At 40.1% G+C, this 24,767-nt stretch carries 22 protein-coding genes and 1 pseudogene; 12 read left to right on the top strand and 11 right to left on the bottom strand.

The genetic code is table 11. The annotated features are described in order from the left end of the window. The first annotated feature begins 91 nt into the window (after window positions 1-91). The gene (locus ACLCEG_RS11705) at window positions 92-1,357 is read left to right on the top strand and encodes a replication-associated recombination protein A (RefSeq protein ID WP_004704731.1); all 1,266 of its coding nucleotides are present in this window, start codon (window positions 92-94) and stop codon (window positions 1,355-1,357) included. Window positions 1,358-1,371: 14 nt separating this feature from the next. Here the strand turns inward: ACLCEG_RS11705 and ACLCEG_RS11700 are convergent. The 5 genes and pseudogenes from ACLCEG_RS11700 to dapA all read right to left on the bottom strand — a co-directional run bounded on the left by ACLCEG_RS11700 (window position 1,372) and on the right by dapA (window position 5,191). Continuing rightward, window positions 1,372-2,210, bottom strand: a pseudogene (locus ACLCEG_RS11700) (formate/nitrite transporter family protein). A 321-nt stretch (window positions 2,211-2,531) separates the two neighbouring features. Then, window positions 2,532-2,735, bottom strand: a complete 204-nt coding sequence (locus ACLCEG_RS11695) for a hypothetical protein (protein WP_019458601.1) — start codon at window positions 2,733-2,735, stop codon at window positions 2,532-2,534. Window positions 2,736-2,926: 191 nt separating this feature from the next. After that, the gene (purC, locus tag ACLCEG_RS11690) at window positions 2,927-3,646 is read right to left on the bottom strand and encodes a phosphoribosylaminoimidazolesuccinocarboxamide synthase (RefSeq protein WP_002119240.1); all 720 of its coding nucleotides are present in this window, start codon (window positions 3,644-3,646) and stop codon (window positions 2,927-2,929) included. A gap of 36 nt (window positions 3,647-3,682) precedes the next feature. Continuing rightward, on the bottom strand, window positions 3,683-4,282 hold the full coding sequence (locus tag ACLCEG_RS11685; RefSeq protein ID WP_077165362.1) for a lipoprotein-34 precursor (NlpB): 600 nt from the start codon (window positions 4,280-4,282) through the stop codon (window positions 3,683-3,685). A 15-nt stretch (window positions 4,283-4,297) separates the two neighbouring features. Then, complete coding sequence (gene dapA / locus ACLCEG_RS11680) at window positions 4,298-5,191, bottom strand: 4-hydroxy-tetrahydrodipicolinate synthase (RefSeq protein ID WP_004704743.1); 894 nt, start codon at window positions 5,189-5,191, stop codon at window positions 4,298-4,300. 328 nt (window positions 5,192-5,519) lie between these two features. Between dapA and pncA the strand changes: the two genes are divergently transcribed. The 3 genes from pncA to ACLCEG_RS11665 all read left to right on the top strand — a co-directional run bounded on the left by pncA (window position 5,520) and on the right by ACLCEG_RS11665 (window position 8,677). Further along, entirely contained in the window at window positions 5,520-6,164 is a 645-nt protein-coding gene (gene pncA, locus ACLCEG_RS11675; RefSeq protein WP_191000939.1) for a bifunctional nicotinamidase/pyrazinamidase, read from the top strand. A 54-nt stretch (window positions 6,165-6,218) separates the two neighbouring features. After that, window positions 6,219-7,157 carry a bile acid:sodium symporter family protein gene (locus ACLCEG_RS11670; protein WP_410567623.1) on the top strand — a complete coding sequence of 313 codons (939 nt, stop codon included), beginning with the start codon at window positions 6,219-6,221 and terminating at the stop codon, window positions 7,155-7,157. 176 nt (window positions 7,158-7,333) lie between these two features. Next, complete coding sequence (locus ACLCEG_RS11665; protein ID WP_410567621.1) at window positions 7,334-8,677, top strand: MATE family efflux transporter; 1,344 nt, start codon at window positions 7,334-7,336, stop codon at window positions 8,675-8,677. A gap of 15 nt (window positions 8,678-8,692) precedes the next feature. On the opposite strand, the gene ACLCEG_RS11660 is transcribed toward ACLCEG_RS11665, so the two are convergent. Then, window positions 8,693-9,163, bottom strand: a complete 471-nt coding sequence (locus ACLCEG_RS11660) for a DUF523 domain-containing protein (RefSeq protein ID WP_410567619.1) — start codon at window positions 9,161-9,163, stop codon at window positions 8,693-8,695. Window positions 9,164-9,682: 519 nt separating this feature from the next. On the opposite strand from ACLCEG_RS11660, the gene hppD reads away from it, so the two are divergent. Further along, entirely contained in the window at window positions 9,683-10,738 is a 1,056-nt protein-coding gene (gene hppD, locus ACLCEG_RS11655; RefSeq protein ID WP_039254007.1) for a 4-hydroxyphenylpyruvate dioxygenase, read from the top strand. A 65-nt stretch (window positions 10,739-10,803) separates the two neighbouring features. On the opposite strand, the gene ACLCEG_RS11650 is transcribed toward hppD, so the two are convergent. The 4 genes from ACLCEG_RS11650 to fahA all read right to left on the bottom strand — a co-directional run bounded on the left by ACLCEG_RS11650 (window position 10,804) and on the right by fahA (window position 14,370). Beyond that, window positions 10,804-11,583, bottom strand: a complete 780-nt coding sequence (locus ACLCEG_RS11650; RefSeq protein WP_410567617.1) for an IclR family transcriptional regulator — start codon at window positions 11,581-11,583, stop codon at window positions 10,804-10,806. 295 nt (window positions 11,584-11,878) lie between these two features. Next, complete coding sequence (locus ACLCEG_RS11645; RefSeq protein ID WP_004704758.1) at window positions 11,879-12,427, bottom strand: VOC family protein; 549 nt, start codon at window positions 12,425-12,427, stop codon at window positions 11,879-11,881. A gap of 16 nt (window positions 12,428-12,443) precedes the next feature. After that, window positions 12,444-13,076 (bottom strand): maleylacetoacetate isomerase, encoded by a 633-nt coding sequence (gene maiA, locus ACLCEG_RS11640; protein ID WP_077163762.1) that lies wholly within the window; start codon window positions 13,074-13,076, stop codon window positions 12,444-12,446. Next, window positions 13,063-14,370: a fumarylacetoacetase gene (fahA, locus tag ACLCEG_RS11635; RefSeq protein ID WP_410567614.1), complete on the bottom strand. Its 1,308-nt coding sequence runs from the start codon at window positions 14,368-14,370 to the stop codon at window positions 13,063-13,065. Before fahA ends, maiA begins: the two co-directional genes overlap by 14 nt. Window positions 14,371-14,727: 357 nt before the next feature. Between fahA and ACLCEG_RS11630 the strand changes: the two genes are divergently transcribed. From ACLCEG_RS11630 to zigA, 3 genes are all read left to right on the top strand, one after another. Further along, window positions 14,728-16,116: an amino acid permease gene (locus tag ACLCEG_RS11630; protein WP_019458593.1), complete on the top strand. Its 1,389-nt coding sequence runs from the start codon at window positions 14,728-14,730 to the stop codon at window positions 16,114-16,116. A gap of 158 nt (window positions 16,117-16,274) precedes the next feature. Then, the gene (locus tag ACLCEG_RS11625; RefSeq protein ID WP_100191943.1) at window positions 16,275-16,955 is read left to right on the top strand and encodes a YcbK family protein; all 681 of its coding nucleotides are present in this window, start codon (window positions 16,275-16,277) and stop codon (window positions 16,953-16,955) included. A gap of 148 nt (window positions 16,956-17,103) precedes the next feature. Beyond that, entirely contained in the window at window positions 17,104-18,369 is a 1,266-nt protein-coding gene (zigA, locus tag ACLCEG_RS11620) for a zinc metallochaperone GTPase ZigA (protein ID WP_410567612.1), read from the top strand. Between the two features lie 32 nt (window positions 18,370-18,401). Here zigA and ACLCEG_RS11615 read toward each other — a convergent pair whose 3' ends face one another. Continuing rightward, window positions 18,402-19,514 (bottom strand): acyltransferase family protein, encoded by a 1,113-nt coding sequence (locus ACLCEG_RS11615; RefSeq protein WP_410567610.1) that lies wholly within the window; start codon window positions 19,512-19,514, stop codon window positions 18,402-18,404. Between the two features lie 354 nt (window positions 19,515-19,868). Here ACLCEG_RS11615 and hutC point away from each other — a divergent pair, with 354 nt between their 5' ends. From hutC to hutH, 4 genes are all read left to right on the top strand, one after another. Continuing rightward, a complete protein-coding gene (gene hutC, locus ACLCEG_RS11610; RefSeq protein ID WP_005300446.1) occupies window positions 19,869-20,621 on the top strand; it encodes a histidine utilization repressor in 753 nt (250 codons plus the stop codon). After that, the gene (locus ACLCEG_RS11605; RefSeq protein ID WP_410567608.1) at window positions 20,618-21,193 is read left to right on the top strand and encodes a HutD family protein; all 576 of its coding nucleotides are present in this window, start codon (window positions 20,618-20,620) and stop codon (window positions 21,191-21,193) included. Before hutC ends, ACLCEG_RS11605 begins: the two co-directional genes overlap by 4 nt. 251 nt (window positions 21,194-21,444) lie before the next feature. Then, on the top strand, window positions 21,445-23,121 hold the full coding sequence (gene hutU / locus ACLCEG_RS11600) for a urocanate hydratase (protein WP_002054061.1): 1,677 nt from the start codon (window positions 21,445-21,447) through the stop codon (window positions 23,119-23,121). An 87-nt stretch (window positions 23,122-23,208) separates the two neighbouring features. Further along, window positions 23,209-24,747, top strand: a complete 1,539-nt coding sequence (gene hutH, locus ACLCEG_RS11595) for a histidine ammonia-lyase (protein ID WP_410567606.1) — start codon at window positions 23,209-23,211, stop codon at window positions 24,745-24,747. Window positions 24,748-24,767: the final 20 nt, after the last annotated feature.

Raw genomic sequence — 24,767 nt, 5'->3', positions numbered from 1 at the left:
CTGTAAATAAAGAACGCGTCTCATAGATTCAAATTGTAGATTTCTGTGAGACGCAATAGACTATAGTGAAAAGACGATAAAGCTATTTGAGATGTCAGACACCCATATTCCACTTCCTGAACGCCTGCGCCCGAGAGATTTGTCTGAAATTATTGGGCAAGATCATTTGTTAGGTGAACACGCACCACTGCGTCAAATGATTGATCAGGGGCATTTACCTTCTATTATTTTTTGGGGACCGCCAGGCGTTGGTAAAACAACAATTGCTTTGCTTTTGGCGCAAGCAATAGACCGCCCATTTGTGAGTTTGTCTGCTCTGAATACAGGTGTAAAAGAATTACGTGAAGTCATTGCAGAAAGTGGTGATTTACTAACACCTGTGGTTTTTATTGATGAAATTCATCGCTTTAATAAATCACAGCAAGATGCATTACTAGGGGCTGTAGAAAAAGGAAAAATTACCTTAATAGGTGCGACCACAGAAAACCCGTCTTTTGAAGTCAATAGTGCACTTTTATCACGTTGTCAGGTCTATACCTTAAACAGTTTAGACAGCGAAGCAATTCAGACGCTACTCAACAATGCTCTCCAAGCAGATAAATTCTTAAAAGAACGCTACATTCATATTGAAGAGTACGATGCCCTTTTGCAGTTTGCAGCAGGCGATGCCCGTAAAGCGCTTAATTTACTAGACTTAATTGCGAGTACTTTTGAGCCAGAAATTGAAAATACCATTACCAATGCTGTGGTGGTAAAAGTTGCCCAGCAAAACATTGCACGTTATGACAAATCGGGTGAGCAGCATTACGACCTCGTGTCTGCATTTATTAAATCGATTCGTGGTAGTGATCCAGATGCAGCTCTGTACTGGATGGCTCGTATGCTTAAAGGCGGAGAAGATCCTGTTTTTATTGCAAGACGTATGTTGATTGCAGCCTCAGAAGACATTGGAAACTCGAATCCAAATGCGCTTTTGCTTGCAGGTGAATGTTTCCGCTCTGTTCAAGCAGTAGGTATGCCTGAAGGTCGAATTATTTTGGGCCAAACCGCGGTTTATTTGGCAACAAGTGCAAAAAGTAATAGTACTTATTTAGCAATTAACAAAGCATTGGAACTTGCCGAGAAAACGGCAAATTTACCAGTGCCTTTACACTTGAGAAATGCACCAACCAAGCTGATGAAACAGCAAGGCTATGGCATCAATTATCTCTATCCGCATGATTACCCAGAGCACTTTGTGTTGCAAGACTATTTGCCACCTGAGTTGAAGGGAACCAAACTCTACGAGTCCGCGAGAAATAAGCGTGAGGTTGAAGGCGAACGCTTACAGCAACGCAGATGGCAGCAGGAACAATAGTTTATTGAGTCCTGCTATTGTTCCAATTCCTCAGTAACCTGACCATAAATCAGCAGGGTAAACACGCCTGTACCACCAATAATATTTCCAATAGTCGTTGGAATCAGGAAATTAAAAATATATTCACTAATAGAGGCATCTCCTTGCCAAACTAGATAAGACATTTCGGTAGAACCTACTACTACATGGGTAAAGTCACCGAGTCCTATCAAATATGTCATGAAAAAGATGAGTAGGAATTTATTGCTAACTGAAGGCAGCATCCAGACTAGTGCAGCAATTAACAGCCCTGACATAATACCTTTCAGCAAGTTTTCGGTCGCAGAAAAAGACGCAACATGATGTGCTAGCTCGTCTAGTGCCTTGTCAATATCGGGTGTAAACAGGTGGGTAGTGAGGAAAAATAAACTCGCTAAAGCTGTTCCAATGATGTTGCATAAAATCACAATTCCCCATAATCGGCCTACAGCTTGTAATTTTTCGAGAGTAAAGGGCTTGAATAGAGGTACAACTGTGGTGATGGTATTTTCGGTAAAGAGTTGCATATGGCCCAAAATAGCGATCAAAAAACCAATGGTATAACCGACATTGGTGATTAAATCGGTCCAGACTGCATCAGCTGGAAGATAAGAAGCGATAATCGCCTTAAACACAAAAGAAAAACTGATGACTAGACTGCCGCAATTCCTGAAAAGATTAGTGCAGCTGTTGGTCGATCCAGCTCTTCTGCGCCATCACGGCGAATAATTTCATAGACTAAACGGGGTGACAGTTTTTCATGTTCTTCGACTGCCATTTTTTCACGCCAGCTTAAGGTTTGCTCGACCTTTTTTTCCTCTATTTCATGGTCCATCATGCCTACTCCTCATAGAATAAATATTTTCTACTTATTATTTTTGTTTATTGTTAAGGCAGCATTCAGAATAAATCTAGTTGATTCATAACAGCTTTATGTATCTTTTTATAAATTGAAAGATACGACGCTAAGCAAAATAGTATGCGAATAAAAGCAATTAACCAGATAGGACAGCTAAATATAAGAAGAGGTCGATAAAACTTTGGATGACAAGACGAATTGCCGCCTGAGTCAAAGGGGAGCAATTATGATGAAGAAGTCAGAAATCAGTATAGGGTTGACGCTAAAGATTTACGGCAAATCAGATAAAATCAGTAATTAAAGTAAGGTATATGTTCTCAAAGTGCGTATGAGTTTCATATAGTCACCTTGAGAAGCTTCAGAAATGACGGTTTCCACTTCAGCTTCGCTCCAACCTTGTTTCAAAGCAGAGTCGCTAAAATTAGATAAAATCACTAATGGATTTTCACCAAAATGTATCGAGTGATTCATTAATCTCTTTTCAGGCTTAAGTAGTTCCATAGGGTTCACCATACTTTAAATTTAATTATTGTGATGCAATTAATGTTTTTTTAGATTTTAGTGCTTTGCTTTTATATTGTGCAAGTCATAATTTAATTAAATATACAAATCTGTCTACTTTTCCTGAATTTTAGTGCCTAGAAAATAAAAAACCGAGCAATTCAGCTCGGTTTCTTATAAAGTCTGGCTAATTAGATGTCAGATAAATCTACGCCTAAACGAGCTGCAACTTCTTCATAAGCTTCAACAACACCGCCTAAACCTTGACGGAAACGGTCTTTGTCGAGTTTCTTCTTAGAGTCTTTATCCCATAAACGGCAACCGTCTGGAGAGAATTCGTCACCAAGTACGATACGGTCATGGAAAACACCAAATTCAAGTTTGAAGTCCACCAAGATCATATTGCCTTCAGCAAATAATGCTTTTAATACATCATTTACTTTATAAGTTAACACTTTCATTTGTTCTAACTGTTCAGCAGTCGCCCAACCTAAAGCAATCGCTTGAGATTCGTTAACCATTGGATCGCCTAAGCCATCATCTTTGTAGAACAATTCAAATGTAGGAGGAGTAAGTTCTTTACCTTCTTCTACACCTAAGCGACGGCATAGAGAACCAGCTGCGTAGTTACGAATTACGCATTCAACAGGAATCATTTGAAGTTTTTTAACGAGAACTTCAGTTGGAGAAAGCAATTTTTCAAAATGCGTTTCAATACCCGCAGCAGCAAGTTTTTCCATGATGAAGGCGTTAAAACGGTTGTTCACCTTGCCTTTACGATCTAGTTGTTCGATTTTTTCGCCATTGAACGCAGAGGCATCATCACGAAAGACTAAAATCAGATGGTCGGCATTGTCTGTTTCATATACAGATTTTGCTTTACCAGTATAGAGCAAGGTTTGTTTTAACATGAGGGAACCTTTTAAAAAAAAATGCCTAGTAAACGACTAGGCTGGCCAATTTTGGTAAATCTGGTTTAACACTTCTGCCGCAACTTCAGGGCTTGCAAAAGTGTTGTCTGGATTAAAGAGAGCAAGGCTATGACTAGAGCCAACACCAGTCAGTTTAAGCACATAAGTTTTGTCATTTACTTTAATCGTCGCTTGATTACTGCCTTGAGCGATGATGTTGTAATTTAACGTGCTTAGGGTTGCTTTGGTGTATTGCCAAATTTCAGCGGTACTTCCATCAATTTTTAACAGTGGGTTTTTATTACCATCTGTTACAAGTTGAGGGCGACTAAGCGCGCTACCTGATTGAGCAGATGTATCTGCTGTATCACCTTGAGTTTGTTCAGGGCGAGGCAATGCAAAACGATTGCCACGCTTGTTTTCAAACTTCGGTGCGTGATCGATAGCGAGCTGGTCTACTGTTGGTGCAGGATACAAAGGCGTCGCTGGTCGTACAGTTGCATCGGCAGGATACTCAAGCGGGGCGAGTTGCTTTGCTTTTTTATAATCTAAAGAGTGATTATTGAGTGCGAAGCGACCACAGCCAGCTAAACTTAAGGCTGAAACTGCAAGGACTAAACCAAGACGTAATTGCATCATAAATTGCTCTTATTAAATAATTCCCGCATCTTTTAGGGCATTGCGGAGAGGTTCGCGATATTGCTCAGCGAGAGGAGTGAGTGGTAAACGAATACCAGTATCAATCAGTCCCATCTCATGTAGTGCCCATTTCACAGGAATTGGGTTTGATTCGCAAAATAGAATATTGTGTAAATTTGCAATCTTATTGTTAAGCGTCTTCGCTTGTGGCTCATCTTTAGCAATTGCAACCGCACATACTTCGCTCATTGCCTTAGGTGCAATGTTTGCAGTAACCGAGATATTACCATCTGCGCCAAGAAGCATAAGTTCCCATGCAGTTTCATCGTCACCTGAGTAAACAGCCATTTTGCCGTTTAAAGCATCGATTAAAGCTTTACCACGAGGCACATCACCTGTTGCGTCTTTAATACCTACAATGTTAGGAATTTCTGCTAAACGTACCGCTGTATCGTTTGACAAGTCTACGCCTGTACGACCCGGTACGTTATAAAGAATAAGAGGTAATTCAACAGCTTCGGCAACCGCTTTATAGTGTTGGAAAAGGCCTTCTTGGGTTGGTTTGTTATAGTATGGTGTTACAAGTAAAGCGGCATCAGCACCGAGGTCTTTAGCTGCTTTAGTTAATTCGATTGCTTCGCGGGTTGAGTTTGCACCAGTACCGGCAATAATTGGAATACGTTTATTGGCTACACGAATAATTTCTTTAATAACCTGTGTGTGCTCTTCCATGCTCAATGTTGAGGCTTCGCCGGTTGTACCGACGGCTACAATACTGTTTGTACCTTGTTCTATGTGCCACTCAACCAGCTTCTCAAGACCCTTCCAATCTACACCGCCATCTTTCAACATGGGAGTGACAATTGCGACGATTGAGCCTTGAATGGTCTGTGCTTGCTGAGTCATTTTAAAAAATATCCTATTTATCCATCCGAATCTGAGGTAAGAAAAACAAAATGTGGGATGGTTGCAGTATTTTGATTGTCCAGTTCTAACAATAACAGATTGTTGAATGACAATTATGCAAATTATGACTGATCAGACGCATAAGAACAATATGCTTAACTGATAAACCCTATGTAAACTTGAGCAAAACATAGAATGCCAATTTGATCATTTCAAGTAAAAGACAGTAAATATGACAATATGGTTCAATTCTGCGAATCCTTACTTGCTACGGTCTTTTTATGGCAAGATAAAATGCATATTTTTCCCGAATGGGACTTAAGATGGCATGAAAATGAAGAAGCAACCACAAAATTCGGCTTTAGTCGTAGTTGATGTACAAAATGGTTTTACACCGGGTGGAAATTTAGCAGTTGCCGATGCCGATACAATTATTCCAACCATTAACCAATTGGCGCGTTGTTTTGAAAATGTCGTTCTGACACAAGATTGGCATCCAGATAATCATATTTCTTTTGCCACCAACCATTTGGGTAAACAGCCATTTGAAACCATTGAGCTCGATTATGGACCGCAAGTGCTTTGGCCTAAACATTGTGTACAAGGTAGCCATGATGCCGAATTTCATCCAGATTTGAATATCCCAACGGCCCAGCTGATTATCCGAAAAGGTTTTCATGCTCATATTGATAGCTACTCGGCTTTTATGGAAGCAGACCACAGCACAATGACGGGTTTAACGGGTTACTTAAAAGAGCGCGGCATTGATACGGTTTATGTGGTCGGAATTGCTACGGACTTTTGTGTTGCATGGACTGCTTTAGATGCAGTTCAACTCGGCTTTAAAACTTTAGTGATTGAAGATGCCTGTAAGGGTATTAATCTGAACGGCTCTTTAGAACAGGCATGGCAAGCGATGCAGCAACAGGGTGTTGTCCGTATTCAATCGACTGACTTGTTGAGTGAATGTTAGAGAGAGTGCTCATGTTGTTTGGGCTTTAATTGCGATTTGATATGGATGAACAGCATGTCTGCATTATTACGTTTTACTCAATTTGTTCAGAAAACGTTTGCTTTATGGGTCATCGTTTTTGCGGCTCTAGCGCTATGGCAACCTGAGTTTTTTGTCTGGCTTAAAGCGTACATCCCATGGATCTTAGGGATTATTATGCTCGGTATGGGAATGACCATGACCGTTGATGACTTTAAAGGGGTATTGCAAAGCCCTAAAGCTGTGTTGATTGGGGTAGTTGCCCAGTTTGTGGTGATGCCCGGTTTAGCATATGTTCTATGTAAATTATTTAACTTACCGCCTGAAATCGCTGTAGGTGTGATTTTAGTGGGGTGCTGTCCCGGTGGAACTGCTTCAAACGTGATTACCTACATGGCCAAAGGCAATGTGGCTTTATCGGTGGCTTGTACATCAGTATCAACGCTTTTAGCACCAGTATTAACACCAGCGATTTTTTATTTACTTGCTAGCCAATGGTTAAAGATAGATGCAGCTTCGATGTTTATTTCGATTTTGCAGGTGGTATTGCTTCCTATTGTGGTTGGTCTGATTTTAAGAACATGGCTTAAACGTCAAGTCGAATCGTATATTCAAGTTATGCCGTTAGTTTCAGTGATTGCAATTGTTGCGATCGTGGCAGCCATTATTGGTGGGAGCAAAGCAGCAATTTTACAGTCTGGTTTGCTCATTTTAGCTGTGGTGATCTTACATAATGGATTTGGGTATTTATTGGGCTTTGCAGCAGCGCGATTCTTTAAATTGCCTTATGCAGACAGTAAGGCAATTGCTATTGAGGTAGGGATGCAAAACTCAGGTTTGGGTGTAGCGCTTGCAGCAGTACATTTTGCTGCTTCTCCAATTACAGCCGTACCAAGCGCGATTTTCAGCCTTTGGCACAATATTTCTGGTCCCGCACTTGCGACTTATTGGGCAAGTAAACACAAACAAGAATAACTGCATGAACAACATATAATATAAAAGAAGGCCAAACGAATAGTTTGGCCTTTTTATTTAGAGCATATTTTGCGGGAGCTGAATTTAGAACTGGTATGTCTTTTGCTTTGGATTGATGCACTAAAAATAACGTGAATATGAGTATAAATCGCAAAGAAAAATAAGGTATTTCCTAGATGAACCAGATTTTTAAATTATTTATTCCCATGCTCTCAAGCAATTTAATTCTAGTTTTAAGTGGATTGATTGATCTTGCTTATGTAGGGCATTTTAGCAATGACCATGTCGCCGCATTATCGGTGACCTTATCTTTATATACAGTGATTTATGTCATTGGGATGGGTATTCTGCAAGGTGTGATCCTCAAGCTCTCGGAAGCTTATGGTTGCCATGACATACCACGTATTCGTCAAATTTTTATTCAAGGCATTTGGCTGATGTTATGTTCGGCATTGGTGAGTATTGGCTTGCTTTACTTGTTCCGTGATTTACCAAAATTATTTGGTGCATCTGAACATGTCGTTTCAATTACCAAAAACTGTATTTGGGCTTTGGTATTTATTTTACCTGCGCATTTACTAATGCGTTTATTTACAGCTTTGTCTCAGGTCACTGAAAATGCGCATAAGGTTTTACTATCAGATAGCATTTTCTTCATTCTTAAAATTATTTTGTCCTATCTTTTAATTTATGGTGTCGCTTTATTTTCAATTCCACCACTCGGTGCGATAGGGGCTTTGTTAGCCACTCTCATTGTACGGTGGTTTATGTTGGCTGTTTATTACCTGTTTTTCTTAGAGAAAAGCTACATCTTTATTGAACATCCAGAACGTTCGGTTGAAGATAGCCGACAAAGTCTGCGTATGATTTTAAAAATAGGCATACCCACGGCGATCATGGCGTTGATGGACGTCGTTGCATTTTGTTCGGTTGCTATTCTGATTTTGCCTTTTGGGAGTGTAGTGTCGGCAGCCCATCAAATTGTCGCGAGCACGGGTGGTTTTATGTTTATTTTTCCCTCCTCAATTGCCTCGGCTTATAGCATTTTGGTGTCGCGATCTATGGGCAGTGGCAACATGGAAGAAGCAAACAAAATTGCCAGACAAAGTATATGGGTAATTATGGCAGTGAGTGGCAGTCTGTCCTTAGGTTTATGGTTGGAGCGGGACTTAATTGTTACCTTCTATTCAGATGATTGGGCTGTGCAAGTTTTGGCTGCATCACTGCTGTTAATTGTCTGTATATCTCATTTTCTAGATGGCTTCATGACCTTACTCACCTCTTTGCTGCGCTGTTGGGATGTCTCAATTTTACCCATGCTGATTTTTTTAGTCGTGGTGTTATGTTTCGGATTGGGTGGTGGTTGGTGGATGGCCTATAAAGGGCTGTATTGGGGGAGTCATTCGATTTCTGCAATGGGAATTTATGGTTTTTGGAGTATGGCAGTCATAAGCTATTTAGTAGCTTGTATATTGAGTGCTTTGTGTTTCCGTTTTAGAAAGCAATTAAAAGGGTTTTGATTGAGCAGGCAATGGTTAAAGGGGATGTGCTGCTAACCATTCTTCAATTTCGTTTTCAGAAATCACTTTAAAACCATGGCGCTGTAACAGTGCTGTGGTAATCCCAACACCCGTAATCTTCTCGCCTTGAAAAGTACCGTTATAAATTTTTTGACTGCCACAAGATGGGCTATTTTCTTTTAAAACCACACAACTTGCTTTTATTTGCTGTGCAATTTCCAAAGTGCGGTGAGCACCTTTTAAATAGAGCGCTGTCACATCTAAACCAGATGAGTCAGTAATTTTTGCCTTCCCATCAAGCACATCTTGACCTGTTCCCCCCACAATTTCTGCAGGTAAACGAGGCGTGCTAAAACCGCCTAATAACTCTGGGCAAAGTGCGTGGGCTTTTTTATTTAAAAATAACTGCTGAAGCTTACTGTTCAAGCATGAACGGCCGTCATAACGTACAGGTTCACCAATTAAACAAGCACTGATTAAAAGCATGAGTTTCCCGCCCTTAGAACTTTAAAAGCCATGTGAGTGTACCCAATGATTTATAAAATATGAAATCAAAAACGGGCGTAAACAAACGGCGTAATTTGATTAATAAATTACACAATTCATAATTAAATTATGTATTGCATAATTTAATTGTTTTTAGTAGCATCTGTTTTAAGGTAAATGGCCATTGGAGGTCCAACAAGGATGTTGGCCTCCATAAATCTAGGAATGACTTTAGGAAAAGGCGATTTTTAAAGGTTTATTGAAAAATCTCAATCGTACTTTTAGATAAGAAAGGACTGTGTGTATGGAAAATAAACACCATATAGAAGGGAAATTAATCATCGGCTTCGTGCTCACTCAATCATCGTTTTAATTATTGGTTTTTTTCTCATAGGATGCGTTGGGCTAAGGCATTTTGACGGTTCAAACACTCTCCCAGCAAATGCGTATTCTATAGAGAAAGGAGCTGACCAGATCAGCAGAAATAAACGGATCAGGTAATCACCAGAGGGAAACTAGATGGATATTTTAGAGAACCCATTAGAACTATGCGGTTTTGCATTTATTGAGTTTGTTTCAAAAGAAAATGAATTAGATACAATTTTTGAAACCATCGGCTTTTCAAAAGTAGCCAAGCATAAATCGAAAAAAGTGTACTTATGGCGTCAAGGAAATATCAATATTATCCTGAATTATCAGCCAGAATCTTATGCTTCATTCTTTTTCAATGAGCATGGCCCATCTGCTTGCGCAATGGGATTCAAAACACGTGATGCGGCAAAAGCTTTTAAAAAGGCTGTTGAGCTTGGTGCAGAACCAATGCAATCTAATATTGGGCCAATGGAGCTTAACATTCCGGCAATTAAAGGTATTGGTGGCATGCCAATCTTCTTGGTTGACCGTGACATTTATGAAAATGACTTTGTTTTCTTTGATGATGCGCAGCGTCACCCAGAAGGTGCGGGTTTAAATGAAATTGACCACTTAACTCATAACGTCTACAAAGGCCGTATGGAGTACTGGGCAAATTTCTACGAGAAGATTTTTAACTTCCAAGAAATTCGTTACTTCGACATTAAAGGTGAATATACAGGTTTAACATCTAAAGCGTTAACTGCTCCAGATGGCATGATCCGTATTCCTTTAAATGAAGACTCAGACAAGGGTAACGGTCAGATTGCAGAATTCTTAGCTGATTTTAATGGCGAAGGTATTCAGCATATCGCGTTTATTTGTGATGACTTAATTTCGACTTGGGATAAGTTAAAGGGCTTGGGTCTGCAATTTATGACTCCACCGCCAAACACGTATTATGAAATGTTGGAAGACCGTTTACCTGAGCATGGTGAACCGACTGATGAATTACAGCAGCGCGGTATTTTGCTTGACGGTAATACTAAAGATGGTCAGAAGAAGCTTTTATTACAAATCTTCTCTCAAAACATGATTGGGCCAGTTTTCTTCGAATTCATTCAACGTAAAGATGACGACGGTTTTGGTGAAGGTAACTTCAAGGCACTGTTTGAATCGATTGAACGTGACCAAATTCGCCGTGGCGTTCTAGAAGCAAAATAAGTTTTGCTTTGTCTCTAATCTAAAAAAACCAAGAGCAGTGCTCTTGGTTTTTTTATGGCTAATGTCTAGCGGCTTTTAATATATTGATTAATTAAATTAATCTCATTTTTAAGCGTTTCGATAATTTTACTTTGTGGGTCGACGGGTAAAAACATTTCGCTATCAAGTGCCACAATACAAAACTCAATTCCTTGATTTGAGTTAAATACTGGTAGACCGACTGCGTTAATACCTGTGAGTAAATCACCTTTAGCTGCCGACATTTGTTGCTGGCGGATCGTATCTTTAAGTTCTAAAAACTCTTGCCAGTTGTGTGGTGCAATATTTAGTCCAAGTTCCTGATGCTTTTGCCATTCGGCTTCCATTAAGGGACGAACAAAATGCTCTGGAAGATAAGAAGCAAATAAACGTCCCGCAGCAGAATTGACTAAAGGCATAATCGAGCCGACTTTAGTGACAATCGAAATAGGGTGGTTAGACTCAATTGATTGAACCACGACAGGCCCTTTCGGGGACCATTTACTAATTTGTATGCCGCAACCAATTTTGTTTTGTAGGTCGTAAATTAAATGCTGTACGAGCTGTAGTGTGTCGCTATGTTGAACACAGTTTAGACCTAAGCGCCATGCCTGATCGCCTAGGGCGTATTGACCATCATCAAGCTGTTTTGCATATTCCATACGAATAAGGCTAACCAGATAGCGGTGTACTTTAGCCGGATGCATTTCTAGCTTGCTAGATAGATCTTTGAGAATAATAGGTTGATTGTGTTCCAAGAGGGCGTTTAGTACAGATAAACCGACTTCAAGTGATTGAACCCCCCCAGATACTTTTTCTTCAATCATTTAAATACCCTTAATAAATTTACTTCAGCTGTTAAACAGTGACGATCAAAACATAAATTGAAATTGCTGCGATTTACATCATGCCTGAGCCTCGCGAGAAATAGAAATCACCTTTTTCTATTAGCGAAATTGGCATGTTTAATAATCAACAATTTTCTAAAATCACTATGCTCTCATTTATAGCGCAATTTTCTAGAAATTTAGCGTTTTTAAATAATATAAATCGGCATTGATATAGAAACGTTTATTCAAACAATTCTAATCAATGCCGATTTTTTAGTTTGCTGTTTTAAAATTAGGTTCCTAACTCTTCTTCATGTAAGAAGTGAGTGTGGTGTGGAGCGCGTTTGGTTTTGCTCCATTCATCTAACATTTCAGCTTTCATTTCTTCAGTAATTTTTGCAATTTTTTCTTCAGCATGAACATCGTTATAAGTCAGTTCTAAACGATGGCCATTTGGGTCGAAGAAATAAATTGAGTGGAAAATTCCATGGTTCGTCACGCCCAACACTTTAACGCCATTTTCTTCTAAATGTTGTTTCGCAGCCATTAGGGCATTTAAATCTTCAACTTCAAAAGCAATATGTTGAACCCATTGAGGCGTATTTTCGTCTCGACCCATTTCTGGTTGAGTTGGTAACTCAAAAAATGCTAAAACGTTGCCTTGACCAGCATCTAGGAATAAATGCATATAAGGGTCAAAGGCTTTTGTTGAAGGAACATGGTCTTCAGCAAAGGCTAAGATAAAGTCCATGTTGAGCATTTTTTTATACCACTCAACAGTCTCTTTCGCATCCTTACAACGATATGCAACGTGATGTATTTTTTTAATGGCAAATGTCATGTTGAAACTCCTTTTACTATTCCCAATCTGGTTGTTGTTCTGGTGCCGCGTTATAGAAGGCTGGGATAGACAAACAATGTTGATAAATTGATTCAATTTTTGGAAACGCAGATAAATCTATCTTGAAGCGTTTCGCGTTGTAGACCTGTGGAATCAGGCAGCAATCGGCAATCGTTGCTTGTTGTCCAAAGCAAAATTGTCCATTTGAATCTTGAAGTTGCTGTTCGAGACTTTGAAAGCCTTCGATAATCCAGTGCTGATACCAATAATTTTTTTGTTCGTCCGAGACATTTAAGTCATTTTTTAAATATTTCAGAACGCGTAAGTTGTTTAAGGGGTGAATATCACAAGCGATTGCTTGTGCAAAAGCACGGATTTTGGCTCTCTCTTTCACATCATTTGGAAGTAGTTTGGTTTCTGGATATTGTTCATCTAGATATTCCAAAATACTTAATGACTGTGACAAGGTTAAATCGCCGTCCACTAAAGTTGGCACTAAGGCACTGCGATTTAACTTTAAATAGTCTTCACTTTGCTGCTCATTTTTAACTAAATGAACGGGTAGAGTTTCATAAGCGAGACTTTTAAGGTTGAGTCCAATCCGTACTCTGTAAGCTGCAGAGCTACGAAAGTAACTATACAGCTTCATAGTCAGGCTCCGAAGTTTCTGCAAAATCAAAATCTAATGCAGGAAGTACAGTGTTTCGAACTTCACCAAAGCCAATACGGATACCATTTTTCTCACAGTGACCTTTCATAATGAGCGTATCGCCGTCTTGTAAGAAACCACGAGTTTCACCATTCGCAAGTGTCAGAGGTTTAGTGGTATTCCAAGTCAGCTCAAGCAAGCTGCCATACGAGTCCGGTGTAGAACCTGAAATGGTACCTGAGCCCATTAAGTCACCGACCTGAACGTTACAGCCTCCAATGGTGTGGTGAGTCAGCTGCTGAGCCATAGACCAATACATATATTTGAAGTTGGTTTTACAGATCACATCAGCTTGTGCTGATTTTGGTGTTTGAATCTCAACACTCAAATTAATGTCGTAACTGTTGGCGATATTTTCTTGTAAATAAGTCAGTGGTTTCGGTTCTTGTTTCGGGCCTTCAACCTTAAATGGTTCAAGTGCTTCAAGCGTTACCACCCAAGGTGAAATCGAACTTGCAAATGTTTTTGCATTGAATGGGCCAAGAGGAACATATTCCCATTGCTGGATATCGCGTGCTGACCAGTCGTTTAGCAGAACCATTCCAAAAATATGGTCCCAAGCATTTTCAATCGAGATAGGCTGTCCCAATTGAGTTGGTTTACCCACAATAAATGCTGTTTCAAGTTCGAAATCGAGTTTACGCGTTGCTGAGAAAACTGGGCGCTCTTCATTTGGAAGTTTGATCTGACCTGATGGGCGTACCACTTGAGTTCCGCTCACGACAACAGAGCTAGCACGACCGTTATAACCTACAGGTAATTCGGTCCAGTTTGGCAGCAATGCATTTTTAGGGTCGCGGAACATACAGCCGACATTGGTCGCGTGTTCTTTAGAAGAATAAAAATCGGTATAGCCTGGTACGCGAACAGGTAAATGTAAAGTCACGCTGTCTTGCTTAACTAGAACTTTCTGACGCAATGCTTGGTTTTCTTGAAGTGTTAAATTTTCAACTGAAAGAAGAGACTGTAATGTTTTACGAACTTTAGACCAATTGGCTTTGCCTGATTCAATAAATTTATTCAGTGTAGGCTGGTTAAAGTATGTGTCTTGATCTGAAAGTTTTAAAAGACCGTGCTTTTCAAGAGCAGCGAGATCAATGACCCAATCACCGATAGCTACACCGACCTGACGCTCGCCTTCGGCTGTTCTACTAAAAATACCATAAGGCAAATTATGAATAGTGAAATCAGATTGAGGTGAAACTTCAATAAAAGAGTTTAGTTTTTGTTCCATTTTCGCTTCCTTGTCTTCATCTCGTGTCTTATACAAATAAAAGTTCGGCCTAGGGACTGAGCTACTCAATAAGTTTTAACCTTGGTTAGATCATTTTTTTACTTATGAGTTTGATATAGACCGAGCACAACCAATTGCTTCATGGTTCTTATAATACTGAATTCATAAAATTACGCAATACATAATTTGATTACACATTGCATAATAATTGTTATTTCTTGCATTTTCTGTTTTCATGCGCGGTTATGAGAAAAGTAACGCAATTATTTTTTCATCAATCTCTATGAAAATCTGATCAATTTATGATATACGTAATTTATTGGAAAAAAATTACGTGACAAGGATGAGAATAATCATATGTCAACACAAGAGCAAGGAAACCTGAAACACGGTTTGAGTAATCGTCACATCCAACTGATTGCATTGGGTGGAGCGATTGGTACAGGGCTGTTTCTTGGTATATCACAATCGATTAAATTGGCAGGTCCGTCGGTAATCTTGGGTTATGCGATTGCAGGATTTATTGCTTTTTTAATGATGCGCCAGCTTGGTGAAATGGTGGTCGAAGAGCCAGTAAGTGGTTCTTTTAGTCATTTTGCTTACAAATATTGGGGACCATTTGCAGGCTTCATGTCAGGATGGAACTACTGGGTACTTAACGTACTGGTATGCATGGCAGAGTTAAGTGCAATTGGTCTGTATATTCAATATTGGTGGCCGCAAATCCCAACGTGGGCATCCGCGCTAACGTTCTTTATTCTCATTAATGGTATTAATTTATTGCACGTTAAGTTTTTTGGCGAAATGGAATTTTGGTTTTCCATTGTTAAAATCTTAGCAATTTTAGCCATGATTGCTTTCGGTTCGTATTTACTTGCAACCGGTACAGCAGGGCCACAAGCAAGTATCAGTAACCTTTGGGCATTAGGCGGATTCTTCCCGTTTGGTGTTGAAGGCTTGGTGATGGCCATGGCAGTCATTATTTTTGCTTTTGGTGGTATCGAGCTTTTCGGTATTACTGCGGCTGAAGCACGTGACCCAGACAAAACCTTACCTAAAGCGGTAAATCAGATTATCTATCGTATTTTGATTTTCTATATTGCAACGCTTCTTGTTTTATTCTCATTATTCCCTTGGAATCAAATGGCACAAGGTGGCAGTCCTTTTGTAATGGTGTTTGCTTCTTTAGACAGCCAAGGTGTTGCGACTTTACTTAACTTCGTGATTTTGACTGCTGCGGTTTCAGTTTATAACGGTACAAGCTATTGCAGTAGCCGTATGTTGTTAGGCCTTGCTCAGCAAGGAAATGCACCAAAAGTATTTGCACGTATTAATAAACGCGGTATCCCAACCAATGCAGTGATCCTTTCTGCGGCAGTCACTATTTTATGTGTGTTGTTAAATTACATTTTCCCTGAAAAAGCGTTTGGCTTACTCATGATGCTCGTGGTTGCAGCGATTGTGATTAACTGGGTGGTAATTTCATGGACACATTTAAAATTCCGTAAGTTTATGATGCGCCAAGGTCAAACTACGAAATTCCCAAGTTTCATGTACCCATTTAGCAACTATCTCTGCATGGTGTTTATGCTTGGAATTTTAGTTGTCATGTCGCTAACGCCAGATATGCGTGTGGCTGTGATGATGATTCCGGGATGGATTTTATGCTTAATGGTGGCTTATCAATTTAAACGCCGTAAGTTAAAAGCTGAGCAGCCTGTACATGCTTTAGAAGCAGATATGTAATCAGGTCTGAGTTAGAAACTAAAAAGGACGTATTAATACGTCCTTTTTTATTTTTAAAATTTACAACAGAAATTAAAGGACTTTATAATTGTTATATTATAACATCTGTTGAATGAATAACTAAGGCTTCCCGATGTTGAGGGAGGAACAACATATTTATGAAATATTCCTATTTAGGTTTAATCTTACTTTCTCTTACCGCGTGTACGACTCAAACACCTAAGCCAACGGTTTCTAAGCATCCTCACTCTTTGCCTCAGCCATCTAAAACAGTGGTAAGAATAAAACAACAACCTGAAGATTATATTGTTTGGATCGCAACCGCAGATCACGCGCAGTCTGTGCAGGCTTATAAGCAATTTCTGAAGCAGAAAGGACTTGCCAATTTAGTGCCAGATTATGAGTTATTACGTTCAGCTCGTGACTGGCAAAAATGTGGAGTCGAGCCTTATGCGGTGCCACCGAGAGAGATTTGGTCCAACATCGTTCCTACGCTTAGCATTTTAAAAGCATTGGTTGACGAGGGCGTGATTAACGATTTTGAAGTGACATCAGCCTATCGAGCTTTATCTTTAAACCGCTGTGCAGGTGGTGCAGATGCTTCTCGACATGTCTTTAATGCAGCGCTTGATTTTCGAATTGGACCAGAACAGCCTAGCGACTTAGACCAATTCAATATTCAGCAAACCAAAACTAAACTTTGTCAGTTCTGGGAAACCAAGGGGCAAGCTCTTAATATGGGTCTGGGTGTTTATGCTTCGGGACAAATTCATATTGATAGCCAAGGCTTCCGATCATGGGGACCTGACCATCACTATAGAACCTCGATTTGTCAGTGACTATAAAAGCAATTCTTTCAAAGACTAAATGAGTTGGTTTGAATAAAAGCAGAATAAAAACTTGATCAATAGTTATGTTATAACATAACATTATTGTGGTTTAGAAATAGATTACGCCTGTGATCTGGCCATATTTCAATGGCCAGCCATGATCAGTTTAAATATTATTCGAAGAGATCAAGCCATGCACACTGCAATCGCCAACTCATTTGCCAAGCTTCCAGTTACCGTTTTATCTGGCTTTTTGGGTGCAGGAAAGACCACATTACTTAATCATATTTTAAATAATCGTGAAGGCCGTCGTATTGCCGTGATTGTTAATGATATGTCTGAGGTAAATATTGATGCGGCATTAGTACGTGAAGGTGGGGCAGAGCTTTCAAGAACGGATGAAAAACTGGTTGAAATGAGTAATGGCTGTATTTGCTGTACATTACGAGAAGATTTATTGGTTGAGGTGAGACGCTTAGCCGATGAAGGGCGCTTTGATCAATTGGTAATTGAGTCGACTGGTATTTCAGAGCCATTACCAGTAGCAGAAACCTTTACCTTTGAAGATGAAAATGGAAATTCTCTCAATGAATTCGCTCGACTCGACACCATGGTCACGGTAGTCGATGCTTTTAACTTTCTTAAAGATTACAGCTCAGTCGACTCACTGCAACAACGTGGTGAATCATTGGGTGAACAAGATGAGCGAACTGTAGTTGACCTTCTTATCGATCAGATCGAGTTTTGTGATGTAATCGTGCTGAATAAAATTGATTTGATTGATCAGGCGCAGCAAGACCAGCTCATCGCAATTTTAAAAACGTTAAACCCGCGTGCCCGAATTGAAATTGCTCAGTTTGGAAAGATCGCTTTAGATAAAATCTTAAATACACAGTTATTTGACTTTGATGAAGCCGCACAAGCGCCGGGCTGGTTAAAAGAACTACGCGGCGAGCATACGCCAGAGACTGAAGAGTATGGCATCAGTAGCTTTGTTTACCGCGCGCGTCGACCTTTCCATCCAGAGTGTTTTTATGATTTGGTTCAGTCAGAATGGCCAGGAGTCGTGCGTTCTAAAGGCTTTTTCTGGTTGGCTGCTGACCCTACCTTGGCTTATTCATGGTCGCAAGCTGGTGCAATGGCTCGACACGGCCTAGCAGGTTATTGGTGGGCTGCTGTTTCAGAAGAAGATTGGCCGAGTGACCTAGCCAGCATTGAGCAAATTAAGAAAAATTGGGACGCTCGTACAGGTGATGCACGTCAGGAACTGGTTTTAATTGGTATGCAAATGGATGAGCAAGCCTTAATACAACGCTTAGACCGTTGCCTGTTAAGTGATGAAGAAATGGCTTTAGGGCCACAAGCTTGGCAGAACTGGTCGAACCCTTTTAAGCAAGATGATGAAACCATGTTGATTGCTTAATTAAATAAGCCCCTATTTAAAAGGGGCTTATTTTATGATTTGTCTTTAATAAAAATCTTTCGAATGTAGTTGTTGAGCGGTGTCGAATAATATTTTTCAATTGCTGCGCTAATAACAAAAGTCAGAGCCAAATAGCCAATTAAAAGCATAATTTTGATCCTAGCGTCGGTTTGCGCCGGAATAAAAGCAACTTTCATAAGACCCAGCACAACCAGATGAAACAAATAAGTCTCATAACTTCTTTGCCCCAACCAGACCATCACTTTAGTCAATAGGTTATGCGTCTGTGTTTCGGAAGGATGCTGAAAACACAAAATCAGTAAGCCTGTGGCAAAAGCAAATAAGCTAATACCCCATGTGCTGACTTCTTTAATTGGAGCATATAAATATAGCGCGCTCATGCTCAAAATAAGCAACCAAGAAAAAGGTTTTTTATAAGTCCAGTTTGGTCGATATGTATGAGAAAAAATCGCCGTTAAACAGCCAATCGCTATGCCATCAAAACTCGAAAAATAGTGATATAAATAGGCGCCGCTTTCTTCCCCAAAATGCAGGGACCTAAAATAAGGCCCGTATAAAATCACTCCAACAAGTACAGCAATAAAGACCTTATTACTACGTGTGAACAGGCACAATAATGGAAAAACAAAGTAAAAAAATTCTTCTACAGAGAGTGACCACAACACGCCCAAAGCATAGTTTACCCAACCGAATTTAATAATCAGGATATTCATCCAGAAGGTTAGAGCTGCAAATATGGTTAAGGGATAGGAAACCTCAATGCCATTCGGTGCTTGGTTCATAAAGGTTTTTAAGTCAAATGAACCAAGTATGCTTACCCCTAAAATGAGTAATATCAGACACGGTAAAATACGGGCTGCCCGTCGGATATAAAAATGCTTGAGGTTAATTGCGGAAAACTGTTTGTCTCGTTTTAACGTATGATGGGTAATTAAAAAACCTGAAATCACAAAAAACATGGTGACACCATAATTTCCATTTCTTGCGATGACAGTACTAAATGCTTCACCTAAAAAATCAAAACCTAACCATGTATCTTTAAGTTTATAAGGAATATTAAAATGGTGTAAAAGAACCAACAGGATAGACATTCCACGCAGAATATCTATTTTATAATTACGCATTCGATGTGCTTCCAGCTTTATTAATATACTGTGTGGCAGAAGAATACTATCGATCAGTTATTTTAAATAAAAATTTTAAGCAGCATTTCGTAAACCAAAAAAGACTACATTTTTGCTTCTTTGAATTGAGCCGAGGCATAGCAGAAATAATTATTAAATAAATATTTATAAAGCATTTATATATTTGAATTTTTCTACATAAAACTTTAAATTAGCTCTTATTGAGATATGTTTGTTTTTTAAACTTTTTAAAATCTATTTAATTCATAAATTAACATGTTGTATGTGGTTGTATATACATAGCATGTCAACTAAAATACATTTTTGCCTGCTGCCTTTTTTGAGTAATTAGTTATGCCCAGAACATCAAAACAAGAACATACTGAGCTTTCGATTGAAGCTGATAGTCCAGTTCCTTTATATCAACGCGTAAAACAACTGATTTCACAAAAAATTTATGAAGGTACTTGGGCTGTAAATAAAAAAATTCCTTCTGAAAGTGAACTCGTTAATCAACTCGGCTGTAGTCGTATGACGGTAAACCGTGCGCTTCGTGAGTTAACGACTGAGGGCCTACTCGTTCGAATTCAGGGCGTTGGTTCTTTCGTTGCGGAAGGGCAAGGCCGAACTGCACTTTTTCAGATTAATAATATTGCCGATGAGATTATTGCACGAAACCATAAGCACCACGCTGAAGTTTTAGTCTTAGAACAAATTTATGCAAATGCAGAGCAAAGCGTCTTAATGCAGACTCGCGAAGGGCAAAGATTATTTCACTCGATTATTGTGCATTATGAAAATGATGTACCTGTTCAGGTCGAAGATCGTTTAGTCGATGCAGCACTTATTCCAGATTATCTACAACAAGATTTTAAAACCATTACCCCAAATGCTTACCTCATGGCAAAAGCTCCTGTCTCAGAAGGTGAGCATATTGTCGAGGCAGTTTTAGCATCTCCGCAAGAGTGTAAGTGGTTGAAAATTACTAAAGCTGAGCCTTGTTTACTCATCCGTCGCCGTACATGGTCAAACAAACAACTCATTTCAAGTGCGCGTTTGATTTATCCGGGTAGCCGCTATTATCTCGAAGGAAAATTTAATCCATGATTGAATTGATCAGGGCCGATCAATATACAAAAATGCTTTGGAAAAACGGTGCGGGTTTCACTTTAGAAATTGCGCGAAGCCAAGGTGAGGCTGACTTTGAGTGGCGCATTTCGATGGCAGATGTGAGCACTTCTGGGCCATTTTCGTTATTTCCCAATAAGCAGCGCATTATTAGCGTACTTGATGGACAGGGCATGGTATTGCATGTCGATGATCTGCCTGCCAAGACGCTACACCAAGGCGATATTTTTGCTTTTCATGGTGAGAGTCAGGTTCAAAGTGAACTGGTGAATGGGGCAATTCGAGATTTAAATTTAATTTATGACCCTGCAAAGTTTCATGCTCGTTTTCAGTGGTTGAATGATGCAGCGGAGCAGGCATTTATCAGCTCGGCAGACCTGATTTTTATTTTTAATCAGGGTGGTGAGACACAAGTAAGCGTTGAGGGTGATCTCTTTCAACTTGCTGCTTACGAGACGCTAAAAATTGAAAAAAATGCGAGTGTGACCTCAATCAATTTTTCAAAAAAACAACGCCAAAGTTGCTATGTTATTGAGTTAATTCAACATTAAAGCGAAGTAATTGGCATATTAAGAAGCACATATCGAGTGAAAAGATATGTGCTTTTTTTATGCCTCATATAAAAATAAATTAATTTAATTCATAGGCTTATTCATTTTTTTCAAAAAAATATGAATCACCCTCTTCACGCCGAAAAATATTTGTGTAGTATATGGATGTATATACAAGTTAATACATTACTATACAAATGCAGAAACAAGTGATGTTCTGCTGATGTAAGCTCAAAGGAAGGAGTCCGACTGTGACAACAACGACAACAAAATTTCGTGATGTAGAAATTCGTGCACCACGCGGCACTGAATTAACGGCTAAGAGTTGGTTAACTGAAGCCCCATTACGTATGTTGATGAATAACCTTGATCCGGACGTTGCAGAAAACCCGAAAGAGTTGGTTGTATACGGCGGTATTGGTCGTGCAGCACGAAACTGGGAATGTTTCGACAAAATTGTAGATACGTTAAAAAATCTTGAAACTGACGAAACTTTATTAGTTCAATCAGGTAAACCAGTAGGTGTATTTAAAACTCATAAAGATGCACCTCGTGTTTTAATTGCAAACTCAAACCTCGTGCCACACTGGGCAAACTGGGAACACTTCAACGAGTTAGACGCAAAAGCTTTGGCGATGTACGGTCAAATGACAGCAGGTTCATGGATCTACATTGGTAGCCAAGGTATCGTACAAGGTACTTACGAAACTTTCGTTGAGGCAGGCCGTCAACACTACAACGGTGACTTAAAAGGTCGTTGGGTGCTTACTGCTGGTTTAGGTGGTATGGGTGGTGCTCAGCCTTTAGCTGCAACACTTGCAGGTGCGTGTTCTTTAAACATTGAATGCCAACAAGCAAGTATCGATTTCCGTTTACGTACCCGTTATGTAGACGAACAAGCGACTGATTTAGACGACGCTTTAGCGCGTATTGATCGCTATACAAAAGAAGGTAAAGCAATTTCAATTGCGCTTCATGGTAACGCTGCTGAAATTTTACCTGAGCTTGTTCGCCGTGGTGTACGTCCAGACATGGTGACTGACCAAACAAGTGCACACGATCCACTTAACGGTTACTTACCAGTAGGCTGGACTTGGGACGAATACCGTGAACGTGCGAAGACTGAACCGGAAGCTGTGGTAAAAGCTGCAAAACAGTCGATGGCAAAACACGTACAAGCGATGCTTGATTTCCAAAAAATGGGTGTTCCAACATTTGACTATGGTAATAACATCCGTCAAATGGCGAAAGATGAAGGCGTAGCAAACGCTTTTGATTTCCCAGGCTTCGTACCTGCATACATCCGTCCATTGTTCTGCCGTGGTATTGGTCCATTCCGTTGGGCAGCACTTTCTGGTGACCCAGAAGATATTTATAAAACAGATGCTAAAGTTAAAGAATTAATTCCTGATGATGAGCATTTACATCACTGGTTAGACATGGCTCGTGAGCGCATTAGCTTCCAAGGCTTACCAGCGCGTATTTGCTGGGTTGGTTTAGGCTTACGTGCAAAACTTGGTTTGGCATTTAACGAAATGGTTCGTAGCGGTGAATTGTCTGCACCAGTTGTGATTGGACGTGACCATTTAGACTCGGGTTCGGTTGCAAGTCCAAACCGTGAAACTGAAGCAATGCAAGACGGTTCAGACGCAGTATCAGACTGGCCTTTATTAAATGCATTGCTCAATACAGCAGGCGGCGCAACTTGGGTGTCTTTACATCACGGTGGTGGTGTAGGTATGGGCTTCTCTCAACACTCAGGCGTTGTGATTGTGTGTGATGGTACAGATGAAGCTGCTGCACGTATTGCTCGCGTATTGACTAATGACCCTGCAACAGGTGTTATGCGTCATGCCGATGCAGGTTATGAAATTGCGATCAACTGTGCGAAAGAGCAAGGCTTACACTTGCCAATGATCACGCAATAAAAATACATGGAAGAACAAGCGGTGCTTTTTGCAATTGTGAAAAGCACCGTCTCAGCAGAATATAGTGCAAAAAATTAGGAAGCCAACATGGAATTACTTATCCAACCGGGAAAATTGACCTTAGCCGATTTACGTCAAGCGTATCTCAATCCGATTAAAGTGAAATTAGATGAAAGTGCTTCTTCTGCAATTAATGCAAGTGTGGCTTGCGTTGAGAAAATTGTAAATGAAGGGCGTACAGCTTACGGTATTAACACAGGCTTTGGCTTACTCGCGTCAACCAAAATCGCTCCTGAAGATTTAGAAAAGTTACAACGTTCATTGGTTCTTTCGCATGCAGCAGGTGTAGGTGAAGCACTTGATGATGCAATGGTTCGTTTAATTATTCTATTGAAAGCAAATAGCTTGGCGCGTGGTTTCTCTGGTATTCGTCGTAAAGTAATTGATGCTTTGTTGGCTTTAATTAATGCCGAAGTTTATCCGCAGATTCCACTGAAAGGTTCAGTAGGGGCATCAGGTGACTTAGCACCACTTGCACACATGTCTTTAGTTTTACTTGGTGAAGGTAAAGCACGTTATAAGGGTGAATGGTTACCAGCAGTTGAAGCTTTAAAAGTTGCAGGTCTAGAACCCATTTCTTTAGCAGCTAAAGAAGGTTTGGCACTTTTAAACGGTACACAAGTTTCAACGGCTTATGCGTTACGTGGCTTGTTTGAAGCTGAAGACTTATTTGCTGCTGCAACGGTTTGTGGTGGCTTAAGTGTTGAAGCAATGCTGGGTTCACGTGCACCATTCGATGCGCGTATTCACGAAGTACGTGGTCAACGTGGTCAAATTGATGTAGCTGCGGCATATCGTGACCTATTAACAGACTCAAGTGAAATTGCACATTCACACGAAGACTGTAGCAAAGTTCAAGACCCATATTCTTTACGTTGCCAACCACAGGTAATGGGTGCATGTTTAACCCAAATCCGTCAGGCGGCTGAAGTATTAGCAATTGAAGCAAATGCTGTATCGGATAACCCGCTTGTTTTTGCTGAACAAGGCGACGTGATTTCTGGTGGTAACTTCCATGCAGAACCTGTTGCAATGGCAGCAGATAATTTAGCATTGGCGATCGCTGAAATTGGCTCACTGTCAGAACGTCGTATTTCGATGATGATGGACCGCCACATGTCACAACTTCCACCATTCTTGGTTGCAAATGGCGGTGTTAACTCAGGCTTTATGATTGCACAAGTGACAGCTGCTGCACTTGCGAGCGATAATAAGGCATTAGCACATCCTGCAAGTGTTGATAGTTTACCAACTTCTGCCAATCAGGAAGACCACGTATCGATGGCTCCGAATGCCGGTAAGCGTCTTTGGTACATGGCTGACAACGTTCGTGGCATTTTAGCTGTTGAATGGTTAGGCGCTTGTCAGGGTTTAGACTTCCGTGAAGGTTTAAAAAGCTCGCCTAAACTTGAACAAGCTCGTAAAATCTTGCGCGATCAAGTTCCTTACTACAGCGAAGATCGTTTCTTTGCTCCGGATATCGAACAAGCTAGCGAATTGCTTGCGAGTGGTTGCCTAAACAAGTTACTCATTCCAAAACTGCTCCCTAGTTTATCTGAAGTGTGATTGATAAAACGGTCACATGG

The sequence above is a fragment of the Acinetobacter sp. H1(2024) genome, assembly GCF_046557555.1.
GTDB lineage: Bacteria > Pseudomonadota > Gammaproteobacteria > Pseudomonadales > Moraxellaceae > Acinetobacter > Acinetobacter seifertii.
Note: the sequence above shows the minus strand (reverse complement) of the source record. Positions and strands in the feature narration are given on the sequence as shown.

Coding starts and splice junctions, on each gene's coding strand:
- ACLCEG_RS11695 (WP_019458601.1), bottom strand. CDS start 2,735: ATGGAACTACTTAAGCCTGAAAAGAGATTAATGAATCACTCGATACAT.
- ACLCEG_RS11605 (WP_410567608.1), top strand. CDS start 20,618: ATGATTGAATTGATCAGGGCCGATCAATATACAAAAATGCTTTGGAAA.
- ACLCEG_RS11615 (WP_410567610.1), bottom strand. CDS start 19,514: ATGCGTAATTATAAAATAGATATTCTGCGTGGAATGTCTATCCTGTTG.
- hutH (WP_410567606.1), top strand. CDS start 23,209: ATGGAATTACTTATCCAACCGGGAAAATTGACCTTAGCCGATTTACGT.
- ACLCEG_RS11650 (WP_410567617.1), bottom strand. CDS start 11,583: ATGATTGAAGAAAAAGTATCTGGGGGGGTTCAATCACTTGAAGTCGGT.
- ACLCEG_RS11630 (WP_019458593.1), top strand. CDS start 14,728: ATGTCAACACAAGAGCAAGGAAACCTGAAACACGGTTTGAGTAATCGT.
- ACLCEG_RS11685 (WP_077165362.1), bottom strand. CDS start 4,282: ATGCAATTACGTCTTGGTTTAGTCCTTGCAGTTTCAGCCTTAAGTTTA.
- ACLCEG_RS11670 (WP_410567623.1), top strand. CDS start 6,219: ATGTCTGCATTATTACGTTTTACTCAATTTGTTCAGAAAACGTTTGCT.
- hppD (WP_039254007.1), top strand. CDS start 9,683: ATGGATATTTTAGAGAACCCATTAGAACTATGCGGTTTTGCATTTATT.
- hutC (WP_005300446.1), top strand. CDS start 19,869: ATGCCCAGAACATCAAAACAAGAACATACTGAGCTTTCGATTGAAGCT.
- ACLCEG_RS11660 (WP_410567619.1), bottom strand. CDS start 9,163: ATGCTTTTAATCAGTGCTTGTTTAATTGGTGAACCTGTACGTTATGAC.
- dapA (WP_004704743.1), bottom strand. CDS start 5,191: ATGACTCAGCAAGCACAGACCATTCAAGGCTCAATCGTCGCAATTGTC.
- zigA (WP_410567612.1), top strand. CDS start 17,104: ATGATCAGTTTAAATATTATTCGAAGAGATCAAGCCATGCACACTGCA.
- fahA (WP_410567614.1), bottom strand. CDS start 14,370: ATGGAACAAAAACTAAACTCTTTTATTGAAGTTTCACCTCAATCTGAT.
- ACLCEG_RS11665 (WP_410567621.1), top strand. CDS start 7,334: ATGAACCAGATTTTTAAATTATTTATTCCCATGCTCTCAAGCAATTTA.
- ACLCEG_RS11645 (WP_004704758.1), bottom strand. CDS start 12,427: ATGACATTTGCCATTAAAAAAATACATCACGTTGCATATCGTTGTAAG.
- purC (WP_002119240.1), bottom strand. CDS start 3,646: ATGTTAAAACAAACCTTGCTCTATACTGGTAAAGCAAAATCTGTATAT.
- ACLCEG_RS11705 (WP_004704731.1), top strand. CDS start 92: ATGTCAGACACCCATATTCCACTTCCTGAACGCCTGCGCCCGAGAGAT.
- ACLCEG_RS11625 (WP_100191943.1), top strand. CDS start 16,275: ATGAAATATTCCTATTTAGGTTTAATCTTACTTTCTCTTACCGCGTGT.
- maiA (WP_077163762.1), bottom strand. CDS start 13,076: ATGAAGCTGTATAGTTACTTTCGTAGCTCTGCAGCTTACAGAGTACGG.
- pncA (WP_191000939.1), top strand. CDS start 5,520: ATGAAAATGAAGAAGCAACCACAAAATTCGGCTTTAGTCGTAGTTGAT.